This window comes from Pseudarthrobacter sp. MOO13, from assembly GCF_058267655.1.
The window spans coordinates 4,349,362-4,372,717 of sequence record NZ_CM177848.1; the positions used below are offsets into that span (position 1 = coordinate 4,349,362).

The following is a 23,356-nucleotide window of genomic DNA, read 5'->3' on the forward strand; positions in this document are numbered from 1 at the left end:
CGGGATGCTGTTCAATGTGAGGATGCAGTTCACCAGGAAGGGCCTGAAAGACGACGGCTTCTTGGGCTTCCGGCCCCTGAAGGACCTTGACGTCATGCGGGTCCCGCGGGGAACGGGTATTTTCGCCGTGATAGCGCCCGACACGTTCCAGCCGGAATTCCTGACAAAGAGCACCGCCGGTGTCTTCAAGAAGAAAGATCCCTCCCTGACGGAGCGGGACCTCCGAGCGGCCTGGCTGGACACCGCAGCCGTCCTGTACCTCGGCAAAGCCGGTCCGGGCAGCAAGGGCAACCGCGGGCTGAGGCGGCAGATCCAGGAGTTCCTGGACTTCGGACACGGAAAGCCGCCGGGCCACTGGGACGGCCGGCTCATCTGGCAACTCAGGGATGCGGGCGCGCTGCTGGTTGCCTGGAAGGAAATGGCCGCCGAAACCCTCAACCAGGCCGAGGCGGATTACCACACGGGCTTTGTCGAGGAATACGGGAAACTGCCGTATGCGAACCTGGTGCGGGCCCGCACCAAAAGCTGACCCAGGGCAGGGCAGGGCAGGGCAGGGCAGGTCAGGCCGGCCCCTTGAGGCGCTCCATCTCCCGGCGGTCCTTCTTGGTGGGCCGCCCGGCGCCCCGGTCGCGCTGCGGGAGTCCCAGTGCCGGCAGGACGGGCCGTGGGGGAGTGTGGTCCGTAAAGCAGTGGGAGGCGGCCTCGGCTCCCACCCGCTTGGCGATCAGCCGCCGGACCTCAAGGATGCGCTCGTACCCGGACATGCGCACCGTCACCGTGTCTCCCGTGACCAGCGTCGCGGAAGCCTTGGCGGGACTGCCGTTGAGGCGGACATGCCCGGCGCGGCAGGCGGCAGTGGCGGCCGACCGTGTCTTGTAGGCGCGGACGGCCCACAACCACGCATCGATTCGGACGCTGGCGGGGGAGGAAGGGAGGCTGGTCATGATTGGCACCGAGTATAGCCCCGGGCCCGCCGGCTTCACTCCACCGTGACCGTGACCCGCTGCACCACGTTGTTGCCCATCCCCTGGTAGTTCCAGTTCTGCTCCAGCGGCTGGGTGGCGCCGGTGGTGTCGCTGGCGCGGCAGGCCAGGAGATGCTCACCGGGCGCGGCCTCCCACTGCATGCTCCACCCCCGCCACGCGTAGCCGCCCGCGGGCTTGTCCAAACGGGCAGGCAGCCACGTGCCATCAACGGCCACCTCGACGCCGGCCACGGCACCTTCCCCCGACCAGGCGCGGCCCTGCAACATGACCGGGCCTGGGCGGACAAACCGCCGGCGGGTGAAGAAGTCCGGGATACCCGGCGGAACCATCAGCGAACGCACCCTGATCCTCGAAACCGGCCTGCCGGCGTCGTCCGCGGTGGCCTGGTACCGGTAGGCGGACTGCTGCTGGAACCCGGTGAACGGCTCCCTGGCCACTTCGATCGACTCCAGCCACTTGACGCTGGCCATCCCGTACCAGCCCGGAACCACCAGCCGCAGCGGGTACCCATGCTGCGGCGGCAGTTCGGCGCCGTTCATGGCGTAGGCAAGGACGACGTCGGGACGCAGGGCTTCGCGGACCGGAAGGCTGCGCGCGAAGTGGTGCGGGACGCCGCCTTGAACACCCGCGTCCGCGCCGGTGAAGACCACTTCCAGGGCGCCGGGCAGTATTCCCGCCTTATCCAGGAGATAGGCCAGCGGAACACCGGTCCATTGCGCCGTGCCCACCGCTTCCAGCACCCACGGCTGGCTGAGGGGCCGCGGCTCCAGCAGCGACCTGCCGTTGCCCGCGCACTCAAGGGTGACCGGGACGGTGATGGCCGGGGCCCTGCGGAGGGCTGCGAGGTTCAGCTCCAGGGCCCGTTCCACCGCACCCCGGATCCGCAGGTGCCAGGACGTGGCCTGGATGTCCGGGATATCGAAATGCGTGAGTACGTAGTGCAGCCCGGGAGGCGTGAGGTCGCGGCGGAGCGCTTCCAGCGGCATTGAATGGTTGCGGGCGGAGAGCTGCAATTCCTCGGGAGTAAGGGGACCCTCCGACGGGCCCGCGGATACCGGCGGGGCTTCCGCAGCCGGTGGCTGGCTGTGTTCTCTGGTCTGTGTCATGGCGCCGGGATTCTGTGGGCCGTGCTCCGCCGGGGTGGCGGCGCCTAGGCACTGGTCTACGCCGGGATCCCCGGTCCGTCAACAGCCCACGGACCGGGGAGCGGAGCGCTACAGGACGGGCCGCGTCAGGAACTCGGCCAGGCTGATGGGGTCCTGGCCGGTCAAGCCGTGCACGTCAGGTGAAAGCCCTGCCATTTCGCCGGCCGCCATGGCCGTGTACGTACTCACCCATGCGTCCAGCTGCCATTGCGGAGCGCCGTAGGACGCCCGGGAGGCGTAGGCTTCCTCCACTGTCTCCGGGTGGTAGCTGACGGTCCGTCCGGTTCCGTCGCTCAGCACCCGGGCGGCCTGCGCCATGGTCAGTTCTTCCGGCCCGGTCAGGTTGTAGGTCATTCCCTTGTGGATCGCCGGGTCGCGGAGCACTGCGTGGGCGGAGCGGGCCACATCCTCCCGTGCCACCCCGGAAAACACGCCGTCACCGGCGGGCCCGCGGATCACGCCGTCCTCTCCGGCCATGAGCGGCAGGAAGTCCAGGTAGAAGTTGTCCCGTAGGAACGTGAAGTCCATACCGGAGGCCTTGATCCGCTCCTCCGTGGCGTAATGGTCCCGGGCCAGGGTGAACGTGGCATCCGGCGCGGCGCCGTAGAAGGACGTGTACACCACATGCTGGACTCCCGCGTCGGCGGCTGCGTCCACGAACGCATAATGCTGCTGCAGCCGGTCCTCGGCCTCGGCAGCGGAGACCATGAACAGGAGCTTCACTCCATCCAGGGCCTGCCGGGACGCCGCACCGTCGCCGTAGGAACACACCACGGCGGAGGCCCCTGCCAGTTCCGGCGCCCGGGCCGGGTCGCGCACCAACAGCCGCTGCGCGAAGCCGGACGTGGCAAGTTGCCGCGCCAGCATGCCGCCCAGGCCTCCGGTGGATCCGGTGACCGCCAGCTCAGGAAGATCGGCCGGGGCGGCCATTCAGGCTTCCCGGGTGGCAGGCGACTTGGTCTGGGCCGGGTCGCGTTCGGCCAGGCCGCCGATGGCGTCGTCAATCTTCTTGAGGACCTCGGCATCCAGCCTCACTCCTGCCGCCGCAACGGTGTCCGCGATCTGTTCCGGCCGGGACGCACCCACGATGGCGGACGCCACGTTCGGGTTCTGGAGGACCCACGCAACGGCGAGCTGCGGCATGGTCAGGCCGGCTTCGGCGGCAATCGGCTTCAGGTCCTGCACGCCGGCCAGGACGTCGTCGCGCATCCACCGCTCAATCATCTTGGCGCCGCCCTTTTCATCGGTGGCGCGGCTGCCTTCCGGGGCCGGCCGGCCGGGAAGGTACTTGCCGCTGAGGACGCCCTGGGCCATGGGCGACCAGACGATCTGGGATACCCCCAGCTCTTCCGACGCCGGGACCACTTCCGCTTCGATGACCCGCCACAGCATGGAGTACTGGGGCTGGTTGGAGATGAGCTGGAAGCCGAGTTCCTTGGACAGCCGGTGCCCTTCACGGAGCTGGTCGGCGGTCCACTCGCTGACGCCGATGTAGAGCGCCTTGCCTTGCCGGACGATGTCCGCGAACGCCTGCATGGTCTCTTCCAGCGGCGTCTCGAAGTCGTAGCGGTGGGCCTGGTAGAGGTCCACGTAGTCCGTCTGCAGCCGGCGCAGGGACCCGTTGATGGATTCCATGATGTGTTTGCGGGAGAGCCCCACATCGTTCTTGCCCTTGGGGCCGGTGGGGCCGAAGACCTTGGTGAAGATTTCCAGGGACTCGCGCCGCTCGTCCTTCAAGGCCTCGCCCAGGACGGTTTCCGCTGCGGTGTTTGCATAGACATCCGCGGTGTCGAAAGTGCTGATGCCGGCGTCAAGGGCTGCCCGCACGCATTGGGTGGCAACGTCGTTTTCCACCTGCGAGCCGTGCGTCAGCCAGTTGCCGAACGTGATTTCCGAGACTTTGAAGCCACTGTTTCCGAGGTATCTGAATTCCATGGGTTTCACGCTAACCCAGTTGGTTGCTCAGGGTAAGGGCTTAGCGGTTCTCCGGCGCTTTGCCCTTGAGGACCTGCTTCGGGCCTGCGAGCGAAACGAGGGACCCGGTGTCCAGCGGCGGCACCGGATGCGGCGGCACGGGCTTCTTGAAGGACCTCGGCAGTTCGTGCGGCGGCCGGTGGTTGTGCAGGGCGGATTCCACCAGTGGGGCTACCTGGGCAACCTTGTCGGCGGGCGCCGCCGGGTCCGGAAGGTCCCGCACCGAGAGCTTGATTTCGGGCGCGGCGGCCCGTGCCCTGGCCTCGGCGCGTTTGTCGGCTTCGGCCACGGCTGAGGCCCAGTCTTCGGCCAGGACAGGCGGCTCGGCCCGGGCCGCGGCAAGTTTGGGGTGGCGTACGACGACGGTGCGCAGCGACTCCCTGAGCCGTGCCGGCTTCACGGCGGCTGCACGTTCCCGCCAGGATGGGCGGCCCTCCGGGCTTTCGCTCCGTGCCGCCATTAACAGCGCACTGCCCTTCCGGGGGCCCTTTCCGAACAGGGCCATCACCACGATGCCCGCCAGCCGGCCCACGCCGGCAAGGACCAAGGTAAGCACCCCGAGGAGGAAGAGGACCAGGAACATCAGGAGGGCTACGCCCATGGTGCCGAAGAAGGTCAGGTTGAGGACCAGAGTGTCCGGTTGCTCCACGTCATCACTCCTTTCCACCAACATCCCGGGCCCGCTGCCGGCGCACAGCGCCAGGGGCAAGCTCCTTCTCAACCATACGGATTTTTGGCGTCCCATGCCGCCGGGCGCGGTGGCATGGACAGGGTTGTAGCGAAGCTGTTACCCGATGTGACAGCATCACCGGATGACCGAATCGAATGAGTCCGCGAACTGTGTATGCCTGTCCGGCGAACAGTACGCCGAGTGCTGTGGCAGGTTCCATTCCGGCACGGCGGAAGCTTCAACCGCGGAGCAGCTGATGCGGTCCCGCTACAGCGCGTTTGCCCGGCTGGATGAGGCCTACCTGCTCCGGACCCAGCATCCATCAACGGTCCCGGCCGGCCTCGACCTGGATCCGGCCATGCAGTGGCGGCGCCTCGACATCGTTGCCACCAGCCAGGGCGGTCCGTTCGACACCGAAGGGACTGTGGAGTTCAAGGCCTATTACCGGCACGGCGCGGACCGCGGGGTTCTCCATGAAGCCAGCAGGTTTGTCCGCGAAGGCGGCCGGTGGCTCTATGTGGACGGCGACATCCTGTCCCCCTAGCAGCGGCGCGCCGCCTGCGGGCTACTCGCCGTCGTCGTAATACTCGCTGTCCGGGGTGAAACCGGCACGGTCGACCCTGCGGTGGAACCGCATCCCCGCAAGGCCGCCGAGGACGGCGCCCACCAGGGCCACAGCCGCCACCACCACGGCTGCGATGATGCTGGTGGTGGTCAGTTGGCCCTCGTTGACGGGAATCCGCGGGAAGCTGTTGAGGTTGGCCAGGACGTTGAACTGCTGACCCGCCACGAGGCCGAGGATGGCGACCACAACGGCCGCGATCAGGGCCCAGATCCACACCATGAGACCCTGCCTTGCGCCGTTGAAGCGCGCCATCCGGCCGGCGACGTAACCGCCGCAATAGTAGGAGAGGAACAGGATCACCAGCAGGACGATGATGCCCACCAGCCCCACGGTGCCGCTGTTCTGCGCGGCCTGGTTCACGGCCGCGTTGACGTCCGTGTTGTTGGCCAGCCCCACAGCGGTCCCGGCAGCAGCAACCAATGCAGTCAGCAGCACGGCCATTCCGGTGGCGGTGAGCCAGCCGAAGAACGCAGAGCCGGCTTTGATGCCGCCGAACCGTTCCTTTTGGCGGGCGACGGCGGTTTCCCCGTCCGCGAGCGCCGGGTCCACCACGGGTGCCGCAGCAGTAGCGGGGGCAGGGCGGTACTCCCGCTCAGCGGACGGGGCGGCGCCGTAGTCCCGGTCGCGTTCCCGCTCGCGCGGGCGGGCCGGTGCCTGGTCGATCGACCGTGTGGCGGGATCCTCCGCTGCGTCCGCGCGGGGGTTGCCGCGGCGGGAGGTCTCATCCTCCCGGGCATGGCGGGGAGGCAGGTTCTCTGGGTCCGTTGAGCTGCTCATGAACTAACTCAACCACCCGCCCCCACCGATAGCAAGCGTGCTTATTATTTCGTGACCTGCGGTTTTACCGGTATTTGCGGTGCAGGTCTTCCTTCCTGGACGGCCCGGCAGAGGCATCGGCGATCCACGGGCCGGTCCCCTCGGACTGGTCAAGCACGCCGGCTTCCAGCCAGGTGTAATCGTCGGCGAGGACCTTGCGGGTCAGCGCGTGGTCGGCGTCGTCCGTGTTCCTCCACAACTGGTCGAAGTACTCGTCCACCCGCACTTTTGCCTGCTCGCAGTAGGCATCGGCAAGTTCGTAGGCGCCCGCGGCCGTACCGGGGGAGGTGCGAAGCAGCATTTCAGCGCGGGAACAGCATGCGGTCATGGCGAAGAGTTCGGCGCCGATGTCCACGATGCGGCCCAGGAAGGCCTGCTTCCGCTCCAGCTTTGCCTGCCACCGGCCCATGCCGTAGAAGGTTTGCCGTGCCAGCCGGCGCGAGGAGCGTTCCACGAAGCGCAGGTGCTTGGCCAGCCGGCCGAAGTCGCTGTAGGAGCGCGGGTCCATGCCGGCGCCCGCCACCAGCTTGGGCAGCCATTTTGCGTAGAAACCGGAGGCGCCGACGGCGGCCCTGGCTTTATCGGCAAGGCTCGCATCGAGGGACGCGAGGTCGCCCGCGGCCGCCAGATGCGCGTCCACGGCCTCCCGGGCAATAAGCAACCGCATGATCTCGGAAGACCCCTCGAAGATCCGGTTGATCCGCATGTCGCGCAACTGCTGCTCGGCCGGTACCGCTCGTTCGCCCCGGGCCGCCAGCGACTCGGCCGTTTCAAATCCGCGGCCGCCGCGGATTTGCACCAACTCGTCCGCGATCCGGCAGCTGATCTCCGTGGCCCAGAGTTTGGCGAGCGCGGCTTCGATGCGGACGTCCTTCTGCCCGGCGTCCGCCAGTTCGGCGGCGAGTTCAAAGACCGCGTCCAAGGCGAAGGCGGACGCCGCGATGAACGCGATCTTCTTGCCCACGGCCTCGTGTTCGCCCACGGGCCGGCCCCACTGGGTGCGGGCGTTGGACCATTCGCGGGCAATTTTCAGGCTCCAACGCCCCGAGGCCACGCACAGCGCCGGCAGCGCCAGGCGGCCGGTGTTCAGGGTGGTCAAGGCGATCTTCAGGCCCTGGCCCTCGCGGCCCAGCCGGTTCGCGGCGGGGACCCGCACCTGGTGGAAACGGGTCACGCCGTTTTCGATGCCGCGCAGGCCCATGAAGGCGTTCCGGTTCTCCACCGTGATGCCGGGCGAGTCCATCTCCACCACGAACGCGCTGATGCCGCCTTTGTGGGTGGTGCCTGCGGCGTCGGTGTGGGCGGGAACCAGGGCCATCACCACCACCAGTTCGGCGATCACGCCGTTGGTGGTCCACAGCTTCACGCCGTCCAGGAGGTACGCCTCGCCGTCGTCCGTTGGCGTTGCCGTGCTGCCCATCCGGGCGGGATCGCTGCCGACGTCCGGTTCCGTGAGGAGGAACGCCGTGACGGCGCCGGCAGCGCAGCGGGGAAGGTATTCGCGTTTCTGCGCGGGCGTGCCGAAGACCTTGACCGGCTCCGGAACGCCGATGGACTGGTGGGCGGAGATGAGCGCTCCCAGGCTGGGATGGACGCTGCCGAGAAGGGCAAGCGCCCGGCCGTAGTACACCAGTGAGAGGCCCAGGCCGCCGTATTCCTCCGGGATCTTCATGCCGAAGACGCCCAGGGCGGCCAGGTCCCTGATGTACTCGTCAGGAATCCTTGCGTCCCGTTCAATGATCCGCCCGGACATGGACTTGGCGTATTCGGTCAGGCGGGCCATGAAGGCCTCGCCCTTTTCCACGGACGCCGGATCGGCGGCCGGCCAGGGGTGGACCAGGCCGAGGTCGAAGCTGCCCAGGTAGAGGCCTTTGGCGAAGCTGGGGCGGTCCCAGCCGGTTTCGCGGGCGGCCTCTGCGACGGCCCTGGCATCTTCGGCGGTGGCTCCGGCCCCGATGTTGCCGGCCGGAACGGGGATTTCCTCAGCCGGGGCGTCTTTGGCCTGGCTGTCAGTTGCGGAGCTCATGGGTTATCTCCTCGGGCCGGAATGGCCGGTGTAGCCATGGATCCGCCGGGTTGGAGAACCCTTCAGCTGTCACTCAAGATTACCCGCGGGTAGGTTCCCGTGCCAGGGGCCGTTTGCCCCTTGAAATCGCCGGACAGATCGACGGCGGCCGCACGGTGGACCAGCCTGTCCCACCCGGCGTTGATTCCGTGGACCACCGCCAGGAGCGTGGTGGACAGCACCGTCCACGTGAGCTTTCCGGCGCCCAGCACCACCAGGGCAACCAGCCCGGCGGCCAGGACGAATCCGGCCAGGACCGCGCCGAACACCAGCGTCCCGATGAAAACCAAGGTGGCTGTTTCCACTGTGCTCAGATCGAACTGCATGAATCCCCCTGCTGCGGCGTTGCGGTGGCGAAAGACTGCTGTGGTGAAGACCATTAGCTGAAGCGTAGGGGGACAGTCCCGCCGCCAGCCAGAGGCGGGTGGGGCTGGAGGGGCTGTTGATACGGGATCGAGACACTACCCGGAGGTAGGTCACGGAGTGGTCGCGGCGGCCTGCGTTAACCTTGTAGTTGGCAGTTTTCCGGTCCACCCCCGCTGCCGCCCCCGCCACCCGATCCCAAGGAGAGTGCGTGCCCCGCTCCGCCAGGTCATCCGCTGACGCCATCAGCGCCCGGCTTCGGGACCTCGAACTCCTCACCAAGGGACCCGCCTGGGCGCTGACGCGTTCGGCGCCGTGGGTGATCGCGGTGCTGCAGGCTTCCTTCACCCGCACCCGGCCGCAGCTGCCGCTGGAGGAATTCCATGCCGACGTCGACTCCTTCCTTGAGGAGCTGCGGCGCCAGGAACCCGGGCTGGGCGGAGGGGCCAACGGAAAATCCTTCGGCGACGAGTGGACCCGGCGGCAGTTCCTGACCCGCCGCAACCAGTCAGGCCAGATCGTGTACGAGGTCACCGAACCGGCAGCGCGCGTGCTGGCCTTCCTGGACAGCCTCTCCAGCGAACGGTCCACGTTGAACGGTTCCCGGCTGGGCACCCTGCTGGGGGACGTGGAGAAGCTCGCCAACGAAACCAACCCGGACCAGAGTGCGCGCCTGGAGGCCCTGGAAGAGGAAATCGAGGAGCGGCAGCAGCTCATCGAGGACATCAGCACCGGCGAGTTCGACGGCCTCCTGGACGATGACGAGGCAGTGGAGGCCGCCGGGAACATCCTGGACCTGGCCGCCAGCCTGCCCGCGGACTACAAGAAGATGCGCGACAGGATCGAGGAACTGGTGGGCGGCCTGCGCAACCAGATCATTGAGGAGTCGCTGACCAAGGGCGCCACCATGGCGCAGGTGCTGGAGGCGGACAAACGGCTCCGCCAGAGCCCGGAGGGCCGGACGTTCCGGTCCTTCACCGCCTTCCTGGAGGACCCGCAGCAGCAGCTCCGGTTCCGGTCCGCCATCGGCGAAGTCCTGAGCCGCCAGTTCGCCGACGACCTCTCACCCGAGGACCGGGAGACCCTGAAAAACCTGGTGGCGGAGCTCCGGCAGCAGCACAGCCAGATCCAGCGCATCTACGGCAAGCTCAGCGAGAGCCTCAACACGTACGTCCAGAGTGACGATTTCCGCCAGTCGGTCCGGCTCCGGCAGGTGCTGCGGGAGGCCGAGCAGGCCATCCGGTCACTGCCGTACGAGCGTGAACGCCCCGGCCTGGTGCCTGGCCCGGTCCTGTACAACGCGGGCTTCGAGTCGCTGTCCATGGTGAAGCTGTTCGATCCCGACGAGTTCGCGGCTCCGCCCCGCCTGGCCGATCCCATCGCCTTCACGGACTCGGACCGGGTGCGCTCGCCGAGGACCGGCAAAGCCAAGCCCGCGGTGGTCCGCGCGGCCATGGCGGGGGCTGCCACGCTCGCTGACGCCTGGCAGCAGTTGCCACCCGGGGAGCAGCACATCAACACCATTCGCGCCCTCCTCTCCGAAGCCCTGCACCGGGGTGCCGACTTCAACCGCGGGGCCTGGGACGGCCTGGACTTCGAACAGATAGACGGTTCCACCCGCAGGGCCTACCTGCCCGTGGTCACGCTCGCAAAGGATTCAGATGACTGAGGAAATCACGACACCGCTGGACGAGCCGGTGGCTGAGCCTGTCGAAACCCCGGTGTCGCCGAGCCCCACCCCCGGAGTGGTCTCCCCCCGGGACACCTTCGTGGACGGCGCAGCCCTGTTCCCCGGCGATACCGGCGTGCTGCCGATGAAGGTGCGGCAGGCGCTGGTCAAGCTCCTCAAGGGCCCGTACACCGATGGCGGCCGTGACGAGAAGCTGTGGACGGTGCTGCTGGACAACCAGTTGATCCTGCGGAGCCGCCTCTCCGAGCTGTTCCTCACCCTGCAGCTGGACCATGAGCGGAAGATCGCCGTCCTCCGTCCCGTCGACCCGGAGGTCATCGGCGGCAGCACCCGGTCCAGCATCCTGCGCCAGCAGCGTGCGCTGAGCCGGGTTGAAACCATCGTCCTGCTCCGGCTCCGGCTGCTCCTGGACCGGCACGTCACCGCCCAGACGGACCCCACCATCACCCGGGAGGAGATCACGGACCTGGTGGCGCACTACCAGCCGGCGGGCCAGCAGGACGCCCTCCGCGATTCGGATGTGGTGACCCGTGCCATCACCAAGCTCCTGGCCCGCCAGCTCCTGCTCCCCACGGGCCTGGAGGATGTCTACACCATCTCCAACGCCCTGCCCTTGGCGCTGCCGTTCGAAAACATCGGCGACATCCCGGCCCACATCGAAGCGCTGGTGGCGGCGTCCGCGGACCAGTCAGGAACTGAACCGCTCCTGGATCTTGACGGCGACGCTGAGGCAGGTGCCGAGGATGGAGCAGAGGACGACTCTACCAATGGTGACGAGGCGTCAGAAACCACGAATGAGGTGACCAAGTGACCATCGCAAGCATGCTCCCGCTCGGGGACGTGACCAACCCGGGCCAGATGCGGCTTGCCTTGGTGCAGGTGGTCAACTGGGGGACGTTCCACGGCGCGCACACCATGCATGTGGACCGGAACGGCACCTTGCTGACGGGTAACTCCGGCGTGGGCAAGTCGACGTTGTTCGATGCCATGTTGCGGGTGTTCGATGCGCGGCCGCGGTCCAACGAGGCGGCGGCGCAGCGTTCCGGCGGTGCGGTGGAGGACAAGCGCACCACCTTCACCTATATGCGCGGCAAGGTGGGGGACAAGGCCGTGGGGGACGGCTCGGCGAGTGCGTTCCAGCGCCCGGGTGCCACCTGGTCCGCCGTCGCGCTGACGTTCGACAACGCCGCCGGCACCAGGGTGACGGTCTCGGCGCTGTTCGACCTGCCCAAGAACGGGACCGAGTCCAGCGTGGGCCGGTTCTACCTGATTGACAACGTGCCGCTGGACCTGGAAGCCGTGGAAGGCATCGCGGACAAGCGCTTCACCAAGGGCGCACTGGAAACGATCTTCCCGCACGCGCAGGTGTTCGATGTCCACAAGGCGTTCGCTGAACGCTTCCGCCGGCTGCTGGGAATCAGCTCGGACCAGGCGCTGCCTTTGCTGCGCGTCATCCAGGCGGGGAAAGGGCTGGGCGGCAGCGTCAACACGTTTTTCCGCGACCAGGTGCTGGATGCCCCTGCAACATTGGCCGCCGCGGATGACGTGGTGGAGGAGTTCAGCAACCTGATGTCCATCCGCCAGCGGCTGGAGGACGTCCGGCAGCAGCGCGACCAGCTGGCCCCGGTGCCGGGACTGAACCGTGAATACGCGCAGTCCCTGCTGGACGCGAACCGGCTGAGGGACCTTGTGGGGGAGGAGTTCGAGGCCTACAAGCAGAAGCTGGCGGTCGAGGTCCACCAGAAAACCCTGGTCCGGTTCCGTGAGCTGGCGCAGGCGAAGGCCAAGGAGCTCGGCGCCGAACGTGCGGTCCGTGACGGCCTGGCCAAGGAGCTTCGGCAGCTGGAGACCGATTACAACAACCAGGGCGGCAACGCCATCTCGGCGATCGAGCAGTCCCTGGAGAACGCCCGGGTGGGGCTGAAGCTTCGCCGCCAGGTGGAAGAGGCGGCCCAGCAGGCCTTGTCCGACGCCGGGCTGCAGCTCGAGTGGAGCGCGGCCGGCTGGGAGCAGGCGCACGAACAGGCGGCGGCGAGGTCGGCCGAGCTGAAGGACGATTCACAGGCCCTGCAGGAGCTCCGGTTCGAGGCGTTCGACGCCCATGCCACCCGCAAACGGGAGCTTGCGGCCGCCGAGCAGGAACTCCTGTCGCTGAAAACGCGCAAATCCCTCCTGCCGCCGTCGAGCATTGAAAACCGCGCCGCGATCGCCGCCGCCACGGGGATCCCGGAGGACCGGATGCCGTTCGCAGGCGAGCTCATGGACCTCGCCGAAGGCGAGGAGCGGTGGCGCCCGGCAGCGGAGCGCGCGCTCCGGAGCCTGGCCACCACCCTGCTGGTGCCGGGGGAGCACTTCGGTGCCGTGACCCGGTACCTCAACGACCATAACGTCCGCGGCGCGTTGCGGGCGGTGGACGTCTCCAAGCCGCTGGCAGGCGGCGCGCTCGCCGTGGAGGACGTGCGCGACGGCGACCTGCTGGCCAAGCTGGACATCCTCGCCGCCGGTGCGGTGGCCGAGGCCGGCGAATGGGTCCGCGAGCGGATCGCACTGGACTTTGCCTACCCGTGCGTCGAGGATCCGGACGAACTCGCAGCCCTGGAGAAGGGCCTGAGCCTGGGCGGCGTGGTCAAGCGGAACCGGCACACGGTGGAGAAGGACGACCGCTTCACCAGCCGCCAGGACTACGTGCTCGGTTTCGACAACGCCGCCAAGCTCGAACTCGTTGCCGGCCAGGTGGAGGACCTCCGGCAGGAAGTGGCCAAGGCCGCAGAACTGGCCCAGAGCCGCGAGGACTCGCACCAGGGCATGAGCCGCCAGCTCGATGCCCTGCGCCGCATCGCCGAGGACGACCGCCCGTGGGAACAAGTGTCCGCGGCTGTCGCGGCGGACGAGCTCGCCCGGATCGAGCAGCGGCTCAAGGATGCCCTGGCCGCCCAAGCGGACCTGGAACCGCTCCGCGCCACCATCGAGGAGGTCCGGCAGAAACACCAGTCCAGCACCGAGTCGGCAGCAGTCCTGCAAAGCGAATACAAGGCCCTGGACCGCCAGCTGACGGGCGCGGACGCGCTGCTCGAAGCCGCGCGCGTCCGCCTGGCCCAGGCACCGCCGTCGGACGCCACTGAGGCAGCGCTCGAACCGCACTTCGCGGAATTCGGCGACGTGACCGAAATGCATGAACTGGACAACCTGGCCAACCGGGTACGGACGGTCCTGCTGGGCGAACTGCACGCAGCCGAGTCGCGGGGACAGGCCACGGCCGAGCGCCTCACCCGCATCTTCGAGGGCTTCGTCCGGGAGTGGGGCAGCGCCATTTCTGCCGACCACGGAACCAGCATTGGCGCCGCCAGCGAGTTTGAGTCCCGCTACCACGCGATCGTGAATGACGGCCTGCCCGCGCAGGAGGCCGAGTTCCGGCAGTTCTTCAACCAGCGCACGCACGAGTCCTTCAGCACCCTGCTGCACCTGCTGGACGAGGAACGGCGCTCCATCACCAGCCGCATCCTCCCGCTGAACGGCATCCTGTCCCAGGTCAACTTCCATGAGGGCAGCTACCTGGAACTGGACATCAAACAGACGCTGCCGCCCACTGCCAAACAGTTCAAGGACGCCATCCAGAACGCGCTGAAGGCACGGCACACCCGGCCCGCGAAGGCGGAGGCAGGCCGCTCAGACGGTTCCGGTCCGGACAGGGACGACGACGCCGAGCTCACCGCCCGCTACAAGTCCCTGGAGACCCTGGTCAAGCGGCTGGGGTCGCAGGCGCCGGAGGACCGGCGCTGGCGCGCCGAGGTCCTGGACGTCCGCGGCCACCTGTTCATCCAGTGCAAGGAACACCGCGAAGTCGCCGCCCCCACCTCGGGAAAGAAAGGCGGCAGCAGGAAGACAGAAGTGTTCATGCACGCCGACACCGGATCGATGTCCGGTGGCGAGCGGCAGCGGTTCACGGCGTTCATCATGGCCGCCGCCCTGAGCTACCAGCTGGGAATTGCCGAGCAGGGTTTCACCACCTACGGCACGGTGATGATGGACGAGGCCTTCGTGCTCGCGTCCGAGGAGTTCGCCGGAGCCGGGATCAAGGCGCTGCACGAATTCGGGTTCCAGCTGCTGCTGGCTGCGCCCGAAAACGTGATCGACCTGTCCCGGCACCTGGGCTCCGTGACCGAAATCCTGCGTGACAAACGCACCAACCGTTCCGGCGTCCTGACCGCACCGGTCATCCGCCCCCGCCCGGGGGAAGAAGGCGCCTGGCGGTCCGAGGCGAACCCGGTGGATATCGTCCTGCGGTAACCGGCAGCACGTGGAGTGCGCCGGTTACCTGGACTGCACTGGTTACTTGGACTGAACCCTGGCCAGGAACTGGGCCGTGCGGTCCTGCAGCCCCTGGATTTGGCGCTGCACGACGACGGCGGGGTCCGGGTTGATCTCGTTGGCCGGCGGTTCCCTGCGGACGTTGCCGCAGCAGAGGAAGTCGGCGCAGATCAGGGTGCCGACGGTGTTGCCGTCGCGCCCCGACTGGCCCGAGCGCTTGGCGACCCAGAGCAGGACGTCCTCCTTGGAGAAGACGTCCCGGCAGAGTTCACACAACACGGAACGGTTCTTCCGGACGCCTCCCTCGGGGGCCCGGAGCATGATTCCGGTGAGGCCTTTCGGACCGGGGACCACCAGGTAACCGCGCAGCGGCATCTTTCCGTCCCGCCAGCCCAGGAACTCAAGGCTGTCCCAGTCGAGGGAATCGAAGTTTTTGGGCAGCGTCAGTTTCGCCGCTTCCGAGCGGCTGGCGTTGACGAAGGATGAGCGGATTTGCTGGGGCGTGACTGATTGCATGGCTGAACTTTCGTAGCAGTGGGCGGCCCGGATCCGGGCCAAGGGTAACAGGGGAGTCAGTCAGTCTCCGCGGAGCAGGCCAAAGCGGCCACCCCGCTCTCCATGGCAGCGGCGGCCGTGATAGCCCTCTGCATGCGCATTTCCTGTTGTCCTGTCCGATGTTCAGCGTTTGTTCAGCGTTCCGGGCGGCTTCGTCCGGCCCGGCAAGGCCATCCTGCCAAATTGGGAGCCAACTGTCCAAGGAACGGCACGTGGATGTGGCGTTGGTCACCCAGCCTGGATTAGGTGACAAAAATGTTGCGTAATGATGATTTACATAGGTTAGCCTTACTTAAGTTTTCATCCGCCCCCTTGAAGGAGCCCCGTGACGTCCCCCCTTTTCCCTGGTCCCCTCCCCACCCGCCGGAGCCTCTTCTCCTCCACCGGTAAAGCGGCAGCCATCCTCGCCGCAGCTGCGCTCACGCTCTCTGGTTGCTCCACCGGCCCCGCCGCCTCCGTAACCGACGCCACCAGCGCCGGCGGCAGCACGGCGTTCCCGGTCACCATCGAGCACGTGTTCGGCAGCACCACCATCGAGAAGCAGCCCACCCGGGTGGCGACGGTCTCCTGGGTAAACGACGACGTCGCCATCGCCCTGGGCGTGGTGCCCGTCGGCGTCCCCAAGAACGAATGGGGCGGCAACAGCAAAGGCTCCACCCCGTGGAAGGACGCCGCCCTGGAACAACTGGGTGCCGGATTCGGTTCGGCCAAAGCGCCGGTCCAGTACTCCGAAGCCGACGGCATCAACTTCACCGAGATCGCCAAGCTCAGCCCCGACGTCATCCTCGCCGCCTACTCGGGCCTCACCGAGGAGGACTACAAGAAGCTCAGCGAGATCGCCCCCGTGGTGGCCCACCCCCAGGTGGCGTACGGAACCTCCTGGCAGGACTCAACCACCATCATCGGCAAAGCCCTGGGCAAGGAAGCGCAGGCAGCACAACTGGTGGCGGACACCGAAGCCACCGTCAAGGACAAGGTCGCCAAGTACCCGCAGATCGCCGGCAAGAGCTTCATCTACGGCAACCTCGAGCCCGCCAAGGGTGACGGCGTGAACGTCTACACGGCCAACGACAACCGTCCCCGGTTCCTCACCGAAATCGGCATGACCCTGGCACCGGTGGTGGCAGAGAACTCCAAGGGCTCCAAGGAGTTCTACATCCCGTGGTCCGCGGAAAAAGCCAACGAGCTGGCCTCGGACATCTTCGTCACCTGGGTCCCCGACGCCTCCACCACGGACGCCATCAAGGCCGACCCCCTGCTGGGCCAGATCCCCGCCATCAAAAACGGCGCCCTGGTGGCCGATTCGGACAACACCCTGACCCTTTCCATCTCGGCATCCTCGCCGCTGAGCCTGCCGTGGTCCCTGGACACCTTCCTGCCGCAGCTCGCCGGCGCAGCGGATGCAGTGAAGTAGGTCCAGCGCCATGAGTACGACGACGGCACGTCCCGCGGCGGACGCCGGCACCCGGGTGCCGGCCCGGGCGTCGGCCGCTCCCCTCCGCGGCAACGCCCCGGAAAGGAAGCGCACCGCCTGGCTGGCTGCCGCCGTCGTCGTGCTGGTACTCATGGCCGGGGCATCGCTGGCGGTGGGTGCCCGGGATGTTCCACTCGGCACGGTGTGGCAGGCGCTGGCAGCGTTCGATCCCGCGAACGGGGACCATGCCGTGGTCCAGGCGCGGATTCCGCGGACTCTCCTTGGCCTGCTGGCCGGGGGCGCCCTGGGGCTGGCCGGCGCGGCCATGCAAGGAGTTGCCCGCAACCCGCTGGCCGATCCCGGCATCATCGGCGTCAACGCCGGTGCAGCCCTGGCGGTGGTGACCGGCATCTACGTCTTCGGCGTAACCGGCTTTTCCGGATACATCTGGTTCGCCTTCATCGGCGCCGCAACCGCCGCCGTCCTGGTGTATCTCATCGCATCGCTGGGCCGGGAAGGCGCCACGCCGGTCAAGCTCGCGCTTGCGGGGGCTGCCCTGAGCGCCGGGCTCTCCTCCCTCATGAACGTCATCCTGGTCTCCAGCCAGGACACCCTGGACAGGTTCCGGTTCTGGCAGGTCGGCGGAATCGCCGGCAGGGACTGGTCCGTGCTGCTTCCCGGCCTGCCCTTTTTGGCCGCAGGCGCACTCATTGTGCTGTTGAGCGGCAGGATCCTCAACAGCCTGGCCCTGGGCGACGACACCGCCCGCGGGCTTGGACAGCGTGTTGGCGCCGCCCGTGCCGTGACCGCACTGGGAATCGTCCTGCTGTGCGGTACGGCCACGGCTTTGGCGGGACCCATCGGCTTCGTCGGCCTGGTGGTGCCGCACGCCGTCCGTTTCCTCACCGGTCCGGACTACCGCTGGATCCTTCCCTTCTCCCTGGTGGCCGCTCCGGCGCTGCTGCTCGCGGCAGACATCATCGGGCGCGTGGTGCTGCTACCCGGCGAGGTCCCGGCCGGCATCATGACCGCCCTCGTCGGCGCCCCGGTCTTCGTCTGGCTGATCCGCCGCGGGAAGGGAGCCGGGCTGTGAGGGTCCACCGGACTGCCGTGCTGGCCTCCGCCGTAGTGGTGATGTTCTTCGTGTCCGTCCTGCTTGGCAGCTACACGGTCACCGTCCCCGACTTCTTCACCATCGTCGCCAACCATCTCACCGGCGGCCCGAAGATTCCGGGCGCCAGCTTCATCGTGATGGAGAACAAGCTTCCGCATGCCGTGGTTGGAACCATGATCGGAGTTGCGTTCGGACTGGGCGGCGCCCTCTTCCAGACCATGCTCCGGAACCCGCTGGCCAGCCCCGATGTCATAGGCATCAGCTCCGGGGCCAGCGCGGCGGCCGTTGTTGCCATCGTTGTTTTCGGCGCATCCGGTGCCACGGTGTCCGGGGCGGCGCTGGCCGGTGCGCTCGCCGTGGCCGTCCTGATCCATGCGATCTCCAGCGGCAGGAACCGCGGGCCCGGCCGGGGAAACGCAGCCGGGAACCGCCTCGTCCTGGCCGGTGTAGGCATCGCCGCCGCCCTGCAGGCAGTGGTGAGTTTCCTGATGACCCGCGCCGATATCCGGACCGCCGCCGACGCCCTGGTCTGGCTGAACGGCTCCCTGAACTCCGCCAACTGGGACCGGGCCGGCGTCCTGTTCCTGGCGCTCGCGGTGCTGGTTCCCGCCGTCGTGTTCCTTGCCGGGCCGCTGCGGATCCTGGAACTGGGCGACGACGCCGCCGCCGGACTGGGACTCCGCGTCGCCGGCACCCGCCTGGCCCTCGTGGTCATTGCGGTATCGCTCGCGGCGGTGGCGACGGCGGCGGCCGGGCCGGTCGCATTCGTCGCCTTCCTGGCCGGACCCATCGCCCGCCGCTTCACCGGCAAACCCGGCCTGCCGGCGTCGGCCCTGGTGGGTGCCCTGATTGTCCTCGCGGCGGACTACTTCGCCGCCAACCTCGCCCCGCTGCTGCTGGACGGCACCGTCCTGCCGGTGGGAGTGGTCACCGGCGCGCTCGGCGCCCCGTTCCTGCTGTGGCTCCTGATCACAGCCAACAGAAAGGACGCCTGACGTGCCCGTCCTGGAAGCACACGGCCTGACACTGCAATACGACCAACGCCGCGTGGTGGACCGGCTCAGCATCCGGATCCCCGAAGGCAGGGTCACCATGATCGTCGGTGCGAACGCCTGCGGGAAGTCCACCCTGCTGCGCGGCCTGTCCCGGCTCCTCAAACCGGCGGCCGGGGCCGTGACCCTGGACGGCAAGGACATCCACGCCCGCCCGGCCCGCGAACTGGCCCGCACCCTTGGCCTGCTTCCCCAGCATCCCGCCGCCCCGGACGGAATCACCGTCCGGGACCTGGTGGGCCGTGGCCGCTACCCGCACCAAGGCCTGTTCCGCAGCTGGAGCGGCAACGATGAAGCAGCCGTGCAGCGCGCGCTGGAAGCCACCGGGACGCTGGACCTGGCCGGGCGCGAGGTGGACGAACTCTCCGGCGGCCAGCGCCAGCGCGCCTGGATTGCCATGGCGCTGGCGCAGGAAACGGAGGTGCTGCTGCTGGACGAACCCACCACGTACCTCGACCTGGCGCACCAGGTGGAAGTCCTGGACCTGGTCACGGACCTGAACCGCACACGGGGCACCACTGTGGCCATCGTCCTGCACGACCTCAACCTCGCCGCACGCTACGCAGACCACATCATCGCCATGAAGGAGGGCGACGTAACGGCCGCCGGCACCCCCGCCGACGTGGTGACCGAACACCTGGTCCGCGACGTCTTCGGCCTCGAAAGCCGCGTCATCCCCGACCCCGTCTCCGGGACCCCGCTCATCATTCCCATCGGCCGCCACCACGCCACCGCCAACGAACTGGAGCCCGTGGCATGAAGACCCGCGAAACCGCCGCCACCCAGCCGATGAGCCTGGCCTTCGGGGTCAGCGTCACCTCGGTCCGCGACCTCAGTCCCAACTTCCGCAGGATCACCTTCGGCGGGTACTCGCTGCGCGGGTTCGGCGTCCACGGCGACACCCTTGACCTCCGGATCAAACTGCTGATCCCCTCGCTCGCCGCCGACGGCACCCAACTGCCGCTCCCGGCCTTCAACACCAGCCGGCCGGGCTGGTACCGGGACTGGCTTGCCATGGACCCGGCCGTCCGCGGCGCCATGCGGACCTATACCGTCCGGGAGGCCAGGCTGGACGCGGTGTACCCGGAGATCGACGTTGATTTCGCCCTGCACGGCAATCACCGCGGGCTGCCCATGGACGCCTCCGGCCCGGCTGCGAAATGGGCCGTGAACGCCAAACCGGGCGATTCCCTGACCATCATCGGCCCCAACAACCGCGCAGCGCACTGCGTCACCGCGGAAACCTACTCCGGCATCGAATGGCGTCCCGGGCTGGCCCAGCGCATCCTGCTCGCCGGCGACGAAACCGCCGTCCCCGCGATCTCCGCGATCCTGGAAACCCTTCCCCCCTACATGAGCGGGCACGCGTTCCTCGAGGTTCAGCAGCCCGCGGACTTCCTGGAACTCAGCTCCCCGGCGGACATCGAGATCACCTGGCTGGCCCGCGGTGCCGCCATCGGCAGGTCCAGGCCGCACGGCCAGTTGCTGCAGGAGGCAGTGCGCCAGGCCGTCCCCGTGCCGGGCTGGGTGGGCATCACCGCGGACGGCGGCGGCGCGGGGCCGGAGCCCGAAGACGTCAACGTCGACGTGGACATCCTTTGGGAAACGCCCGCCCGGATGGAGGCCGCCGCCGTCACCGCCTCCAGGAATCCGAGCCTGCCGGCCGGTGCCATGCCCTTCTACGCCTGGATCGCCGGCGAAGCGGCCGCCATCCGGGACCTGCGCCGGTACCTGGTCCGCGAGGTAGGCATCGACCGCAAGCAGGTGGCGTTCATGGGGTACTGGCGGCAGGGCAAAGCCGAGGGCTGAGTCTTCCTGCGCCTGGGTGCGCCGGCGACACTATTTCGCCGTCGCTTAGCGGTTGGACCCTTCCCAAACTTCGCAAGCTCAGTTCGGGGCCCTCGGGTCCGCCCTTCCTCCCTGCACTTCGTTCCGGCCGCGGGCGGCCTCTCTCCGCTCCGGTCGGCGATGCGCTCCTACGCGAAACAGCGTCGCCGGCTTAGAGCCTCTCCGTCACCCAAGCTTTACCTCGGCTTTCCCTGCGCTTACTTTGTTGTGGCTAGGTTGGCGTGGTGCCTGAATCCTTGCTTCCTGACTCGGGGCGGCGGGTGTTTGTTGCCCTGGGGGACTCTTTCACCGAAGGGGTGGGGGACCGGGATGAGCGGCTGCCCAACGGGGTGCGGGGCTGGGCCGACCGGGTGGCCGAGAAACTGGCCAAAGCGCAGCCCGGCTGGAAGTACGCCAACCTTGCCATCAGGAGCAAGCGGCTCAGGCACATCATCGACGAACAATTGGAGCCCGCCCTGCGCATGCGGCCCACGCTGATCACGCTCTACGCCGGCGGCAACGACATCCTGGACCTCAAGACGGACATGGGCGCGCTGATGGCGGACTACGAGCAATTCGTCGCCGCACTCGCAGGGACCGGGGCTACCGTGGTCCTCTTCACCGGGTTCGACGTCAAGGTTTCGGCGCTGCTCGAGCCGCTGAAGAAGCGCAATGCCTGCTACAACCAGCGGGTCCGGGAGATCGCCGCGAAGCACGGGGCCCTGTTGGTGGATTACTGGTGCCTGGACGCCTTCCATGACCGGAGGATGTGGGACTCAGACCGGCTCCACATGTCCAAGGCCGGGCACAAATACCTTGCCGGGCAGGTGCTGGACCAGATGGGCGTACCGCACAAGATCAAGCGCAAGGACTGGGAACCGGCCGCACGGCTCAGCGTGCGCGAATGGGAGCAGCAGCAGCGGCGCTGGGTCCACGACTGGGTCCTGCCGCTGTTCGGCCGCAAGCTCCGCGGCGTCACGCTGGGGGATACGCTCACCCCGCGCTGGCCGGAGCCGGTGAAAGTCCCGCGCAAAGGGCTGAAGAAGCTTGCGGCGGAAACGCCCGACGACGGCGCCGTGCCTTAGCCGGTCTGGGCGGGCGGGGTGTCCAGCAGGTTTTCATACCCCGGCGCCACCCGGCCGGCATGGAACTCCAGCACCTCGAAATCGGCCACCCCGTTGGAGTAGAACGGGTCCTGCGCCAGGCTGGCGTCGAGGGTGGCGCGGTCCGCCTGCGACAGCAACAATCCTCCGGTACGCGGAATCTTGCGGCCCGCGGCGATGAACACGCCGTCGTCGAAGGCCTTTTGTAGCCAGGCGATGTGGGCGTCGTTATGGAAGTCGACGATCTCCTGGGGCACGCGGTAGGTGAGGGAGACAACATACATGGGCCAAGCCTACCGGCGTCGCAACAGGCTACTTGAAAGATCAATCGTAGAATGGGTTCATGACCGAACCCCGATGGCTCAACGCAGACGAACGCCGTGCCTGGCTGGCGCTGGTGAGCATCAACACGTTGCTGCCTGCGGCGCTTGATACCAGGCTGCACGGCGCGGGGAAGTTGTCCCTTTTCGACTACACCGTCCTGGCCATGCTCTCCGAAGCCGAGGACCGGTTCCTGCCCATGAGTGAGCTGGCCGCCCGCAGCAGCGCTTCCCTGTCCCGCCTCTCCCATGTGGTGACGAAGCTCCAAAAACGGGGCTGGGTGGAGCGCCGGCCGCATCCCCACGATGCGCGGGTCACGACGGCGCACCTCACCGAGGAAGGCATGGCGACCATTGTGGGGCTGGCACCCCGCCACGTTGAGGATGTCCGGGACCTGTTCCTCGATGCCCTGACCGAACAGGACGTCCTGGACCTGGCGCGGATCGGCGAAAAAGTTGTCGGACGGCTGGACACAGACCACTGGATCCTGCGCGAAACCAAGGGCTGAGCCGCCGATTGGTTGCTTCCGGCAACGGATGGCAAACTTACCGCATGGATTTCACTTCCCGGTTCGTGGCCCTGGGCGATTCTTTCACTGAAGGCGTTGGCGACGACGACCCCGCCCGCCCCAATGGCGTGCGCGGCTGGGCCGACCGCCTGGCCGAACAACTGTGCGCCGCCGATCCCGGCTTCGGCTACGCCAACCTGGCCATCCGCGGCAGGAAGCTCCGCCAGATCCTTGCCGAGCAGGTGGACGCCGCCGTGGAACTCAAGCCCACACTGGTGAGTATTTACGCAGGTGCCAATGACATCCTCCGGCCACGCGTGGACATCGACGAACTTCTGGTGGAGTACAACGACGCCGTCGGCCGGCTGGCCGCTACCGGCGCCACCGTGGTGATGTTCACCGGCTTCGATGCCCGGGGGTCAAAGGTCTTCGGCACCATGCGCGGCCGGACGGCTATCTATAACGAGCTGGTCCGCGGCATCGCGGGGGACCACGGTGCGCTGTTGGTGGATTACTGGCGCTTCAGCGAGTACTACGACTGGGGCATGTGGGCCCACGACCGGATGCACATGTCCGCTGCGGGCCACGCCAACATGGCCAAGCGTGTGCTCGAAGTCCTCAAATATGACCACTCCATCGACATCCCGCCCATGACGCCGGTCCCCGAACTCAGCGGCAGGGAGGCGCTCCGCGCCAACGCACAATGGTTCCGGGAATATGCGGCCCCGTGGGTGGTCCGCCGGGTCACCGGCAGGTCGTCCGGGGACAACCTCCGGCCCAAGTACGCCCAGCTCACGCGTCTTTGACCCCGCAGTGTCCG

23 protein-coding genes are annotated in these 23,356 nt (G+C 67.8%); 13 read left to right on the plus strand and 10 right to left on the minus strand.

The window, feature by feature from the left end:
* Positions 1-22: 22 nt before the first annotated feature.
* Positions 23-529, plus strand: coding sequence for a hypothetical protein (locus tag AC4EEO_RS19945; protein WP_026265185.1), 507 nt, complete (start codon positions 23-25; stop codon positions 527-529).
* 31 nt (positions 530-560) lie between these two features.
* Here AC4EEO_RS19945 and AC4EEO_RS19950 read toward each other — a convergent pair whose 3' ends face one another.
* The 5 genes from AC4EEO_RS19950 to AC4EEO_RS19970 all read right to left on the minus strand — a co-directional run bounded on the left by AC4EEO_RS19950 (position 561) and on the right by AC4EEO_RS19970 (position 4,754).
* Complete coding sequence (locus AC4EEO_RS19950; RefSeq protein WP_018763919.1) at positions 561-944, minus strand: RNA-binding S4 domain-containing protein; 384 nt, start codon at positions 942-944, stop codon at positions 561-563.
* 35 nt (positions 945-979) lie between these two features.
* The gene (locus AC4EEO_RS19955) at positions 980-2,092 is read right to left on the minus strand and encodes a sulfite oxidase (RefSeq protein ID WP_491328896.1); all 1,113 of its coding nucleotides are present in this window, start codon (positions 2,090-2,092) and stop codon (positions 980-982) included.
* 108 nt (positions 2,093-2,200) lie between these two features.
* Positions 2,201-3,061 carry an SDR family oxidoreductase gene (locus AC4EEO_RS19960; RefSeq protein ID WP_109864274.1) on the minus strand — a complete coding sequence of 287 codons (861 nt, stop codon included), beginning with the start codon at positions 3,059-3,061 and terminating at the stop codon, positions 2,201-2,203.
* Positions 3,062-4,066: an aldo/keto reductase family protein gene (locus tag AC4EEO_RS19965; protein WP_491339560.1), complete on the minus strand. Its 1,005-nt coding sequence runs from the start codon at positions 4,064-4,066 to the stop codon at positions 3,062-3,064.
* A 40-nt stretch (positions 4,067-4,106) separates the two neighbouring features.
* A complete protein-coding gene (locus AC4EEO_RS19970) occupies positions 4,107-4,754 on the minus strand; it encodes a hypothetical protein (RefSeq protein ID WP_026265188.1) in 648 nt (215 codons plus the stop codon).
* A 163-nt stretch (positions 4,755-4,917) separates the two neighbouring features.
* Between AC4EEO_RS19970 and AC4EEO_RS19975 the strand changes: the two genes are divergently transcribed.
* Positions 4,918-5,319: a YchJ family protein gene (locus tag AC4EEO_RS19975; RefSeq protein WP_133832827.1), complete on the plus strand. Its 402-nt coding sequence runs from the start codon at positions 4,918-4,920 to the stop codon at positions 5,317-5,319.
* Between the two features lie 21 nt (positions 5,320-5,340).
* On the opposite strand, the gene AC4EEO_RS19980 is transcribed toward AC4EEO_RS19975, so the two are convergent.
* The 3 genes from AC4EEO_RS19980 to AC4EEO_RS19990 form a co-directional block, all read right to left on the minus strand.
* Positions 5,341-6,177, minus strand: a complete 837-nt coding sequence (locus tag AC4EEO_RS19980) for a YrzE family protein (protein WP_491339561.1) — start codon at positions 6,175-6,177, stop codon at positions 5,341-5,343.
* A gap of 64 nt (positions 6,178-6,241) precedes the next feature.
* Positions 6,242-8,242 (minus strand): acyl-CoA dehydrogenase family protein, encoded by a 2,001-nt coding sequence (locus AC4EEO_RS19985; protein ID WP_491339562.1) that lies wholly within the window; start codon positions 8,240-8,242, stop codon positions 6,242-6,244.
* A gap of 62 nt (positions 8,243-8,304) precedes the next feature.
* Positions 8,305-8,607, minus strand: coding sequence for a hypothetical protein (locus tag AC4EEO_RS19990; RefSeq protein ID WP_491340451.1), 303 nt, complete (start codon positions 8,605-8,607; stop codon positions 8,305-8,307).
* A 248-nt stretch (positions 8,608-8,855) separates the two neighbouring features.
* On the opposite strand from AC4EEO_RS19990, the gene AC4EEO_RS19995 reads away from it, so the two are divergent.
* Genes AC4EEO_RS19995 through AC4EEO_RS20005 form a run of 3 tightly spaced genes read left to right on the plus strand, consistent with a single transcriptional unit; the run spans position 8,856 to position 14,621 of the window.
* Positions 8,856-10,313, plus strand: coding sequence for a DUF3375 family protein (locus tag AC4EEO_RS19995; RefSeq protein WP_018763928.1), 1,458 nt, complete (start codon positions 8,856-8,858; stop codon positions 10,311-10,313).
* Complete coding sequence (locus tag AC4EEO_RS20000; RefSeq protein WP_491339563.1) at positions 10,306-11,145, plus strand: DUF4194 domain-containing protein; 840 nt, start codon at positions 10,306-10,308, stop codon at positions 11,143-11,145. The genes AC4EEO_RS19995 and AC4EEO_RS20000 overlap by 8 nt, the downstream gene beginning before the upstream one ends.
* Complete coding sequence (locus tag AC4EEO_RS20005; protein ID WP_491339564.1) at positions 11,142-14,621, plus strand: ATP-binding protein; 3,480 nt, start codon at positions 11,142-11,144, stop codon at positions 14,619-14,621. The genes AC4EEO_RS20000 and AC4EEO_RS20005 overlap by 4 nt, the downstream gene beginning before the upstream one ends.
* 42 nt (positions 14,622-14,663) lie before the next feature.
* On the opposite strand, the gene AC4EEO_RS20010 is transcribed toward AC4EEO_RS20005, so the two are convergent.
* A complete protein-coding gene (locus AC4EEO_RS20010; protein ID WP_026265190.1) occupies positions 14,664-15,158 on the minus strand; it encodes an FBP domain-containing protein in 495 nt (164 codons plus the stop codon).
* Positions 15,159-15,522: 364 nt separating this feature from the next.
* Here AC4EEO_RS20010 and AC4EEO_RS20015 point away from each other — a divergent pair, with 364 nt between their 5' ends.
* The 6 genes from AC4EEO_RS20015 to AC4EEO_RS20040 all read left to right on the plus strand — a co-directional run bounded on the left by AC4EEO_RS20015 (position 15,523) and on the right by AC4EEO_RS20040 (position 21,689).
* The gene (locus AC4EEO_RS20015) at positions 15,523-16,611 is read left to right on the plus strand and encodes an iron-siderophore ABC transporter substrate-binding protein (protein ID WP_133832831.1); all 1,089 of its coding nucleotides are present in this window, start codon (positions 15,523-15,525) and stop codon (positions 16,609-16,611) included.
* 10 nt (positions 16,612-16,621) lie between these two features.
* Positions 16,622-17,704 carry a FecCD family ABC transporter permease gene (locus AC4EEO_RS20020; RefSeq protein ID WP_133832832.1) on the plus strand — a complete coding sequence of 361 codons (1,083 nt, stop codon included), beginning with the start codon at positions 16,622-16,624 and terminating at the stop codon, positions 17,702-17,704.
* Positions 17,705-17,745: 41 nt separating this feature from the next.
* A complete protein-coding gene (locus tag AC4EEO_RS20025) occupies positions 17,746-18,720 on the plus strand; it encodes a FecCD family ABC transporter permease (protein ID WP_491340452.1) in 975 nt (324 codons plus the stop codon).
* Between the two features lies 1 nt (position 18,721).
* Complete coding sequence (locus AC4EEO_RS20030) at positions 18,722-19,537, plus strand: ABC transporter ATP-binding protein (protein ID WP_018763935.1); 816 nt, start codon at positions 18,722-18,724, stop codon at positions 19,535-19,537.
* Positions 19,534-20,586: a siderophore-interacting protein gene (locus tag AC4EEO_RS20035; protein ID WP_491339565.1), complete on the plus strand. Its 1,053-nt coding sequence runs from the start codon at positions 19,534-19,536 to the stop codon at positions 20,584-20,586. The genes AC4EEO_RS20030 and AC4EEO_RS20035 overlap by 4 nt, the downstream gene beginning before the upstream one ends.
* Before the next feature lie 260 nt (positions 20,587-20,846).
* The gene (locus tag AC4EEO_RS20040; protein WP_491339566.1) at positions 20,847-21,689 is read left to right on the plus strand and encodes an SGNH/GDSL hydrolase family protein; all 843 of its coding nucleotides are present in this window, start codon (positions 20,847-20,849) and stop codon (positions 21,687-21,689) included.
* Here the strand turns inward: AC4EEO_RS20040 and AC4EEO_RS20045 are convergent.
* On the minus strand, positions 21,686-21,991 hold the full coding sequence (locus AC4EEO_RS20045; RefSeq protein WP_285320780.1) for a YciI family protein: 306 nt from the start codon (positions 21,989-21,991) through the stop codon (positions 21,686-21,688). The genes AC4EEO_RS20040 and AC4EEO_RS20045 overlap by 4 nt on opposite strands.
* A gap of 59 nt (positions 21,992-22,050) precedes the next feature.
* Between AC4EEO_RS20045 and AC4EEO_RS20050 the strand changes: the two genes are divergently transcribed.
* Positions 22,051-22,536 (plus strand): MarR family winged helix-turn-helix transcriptional regulator, encoded by a 486-nt coding sequence (locus AC4EEO_RS20050; protein ID WP_018763939.1) that lies wholly within the window; start codon positions 22,051-22,053, stop codon positions 22,534-22,536.
* 44 nt (positions 22,537-22,580) lie between these two features.
* A complete protein-coding gene (locus AC4EEO_RS20055) occupies positions 22,581-23,342 on the plus strand; it encodes an SGNH/GDSL hydrolase family protein (protein ID WP_133832837.1) in 762 nt (253 codons plus the stop codon).
* Positions 23,343-23,356 lie beyond the last annotated feature (14 nt).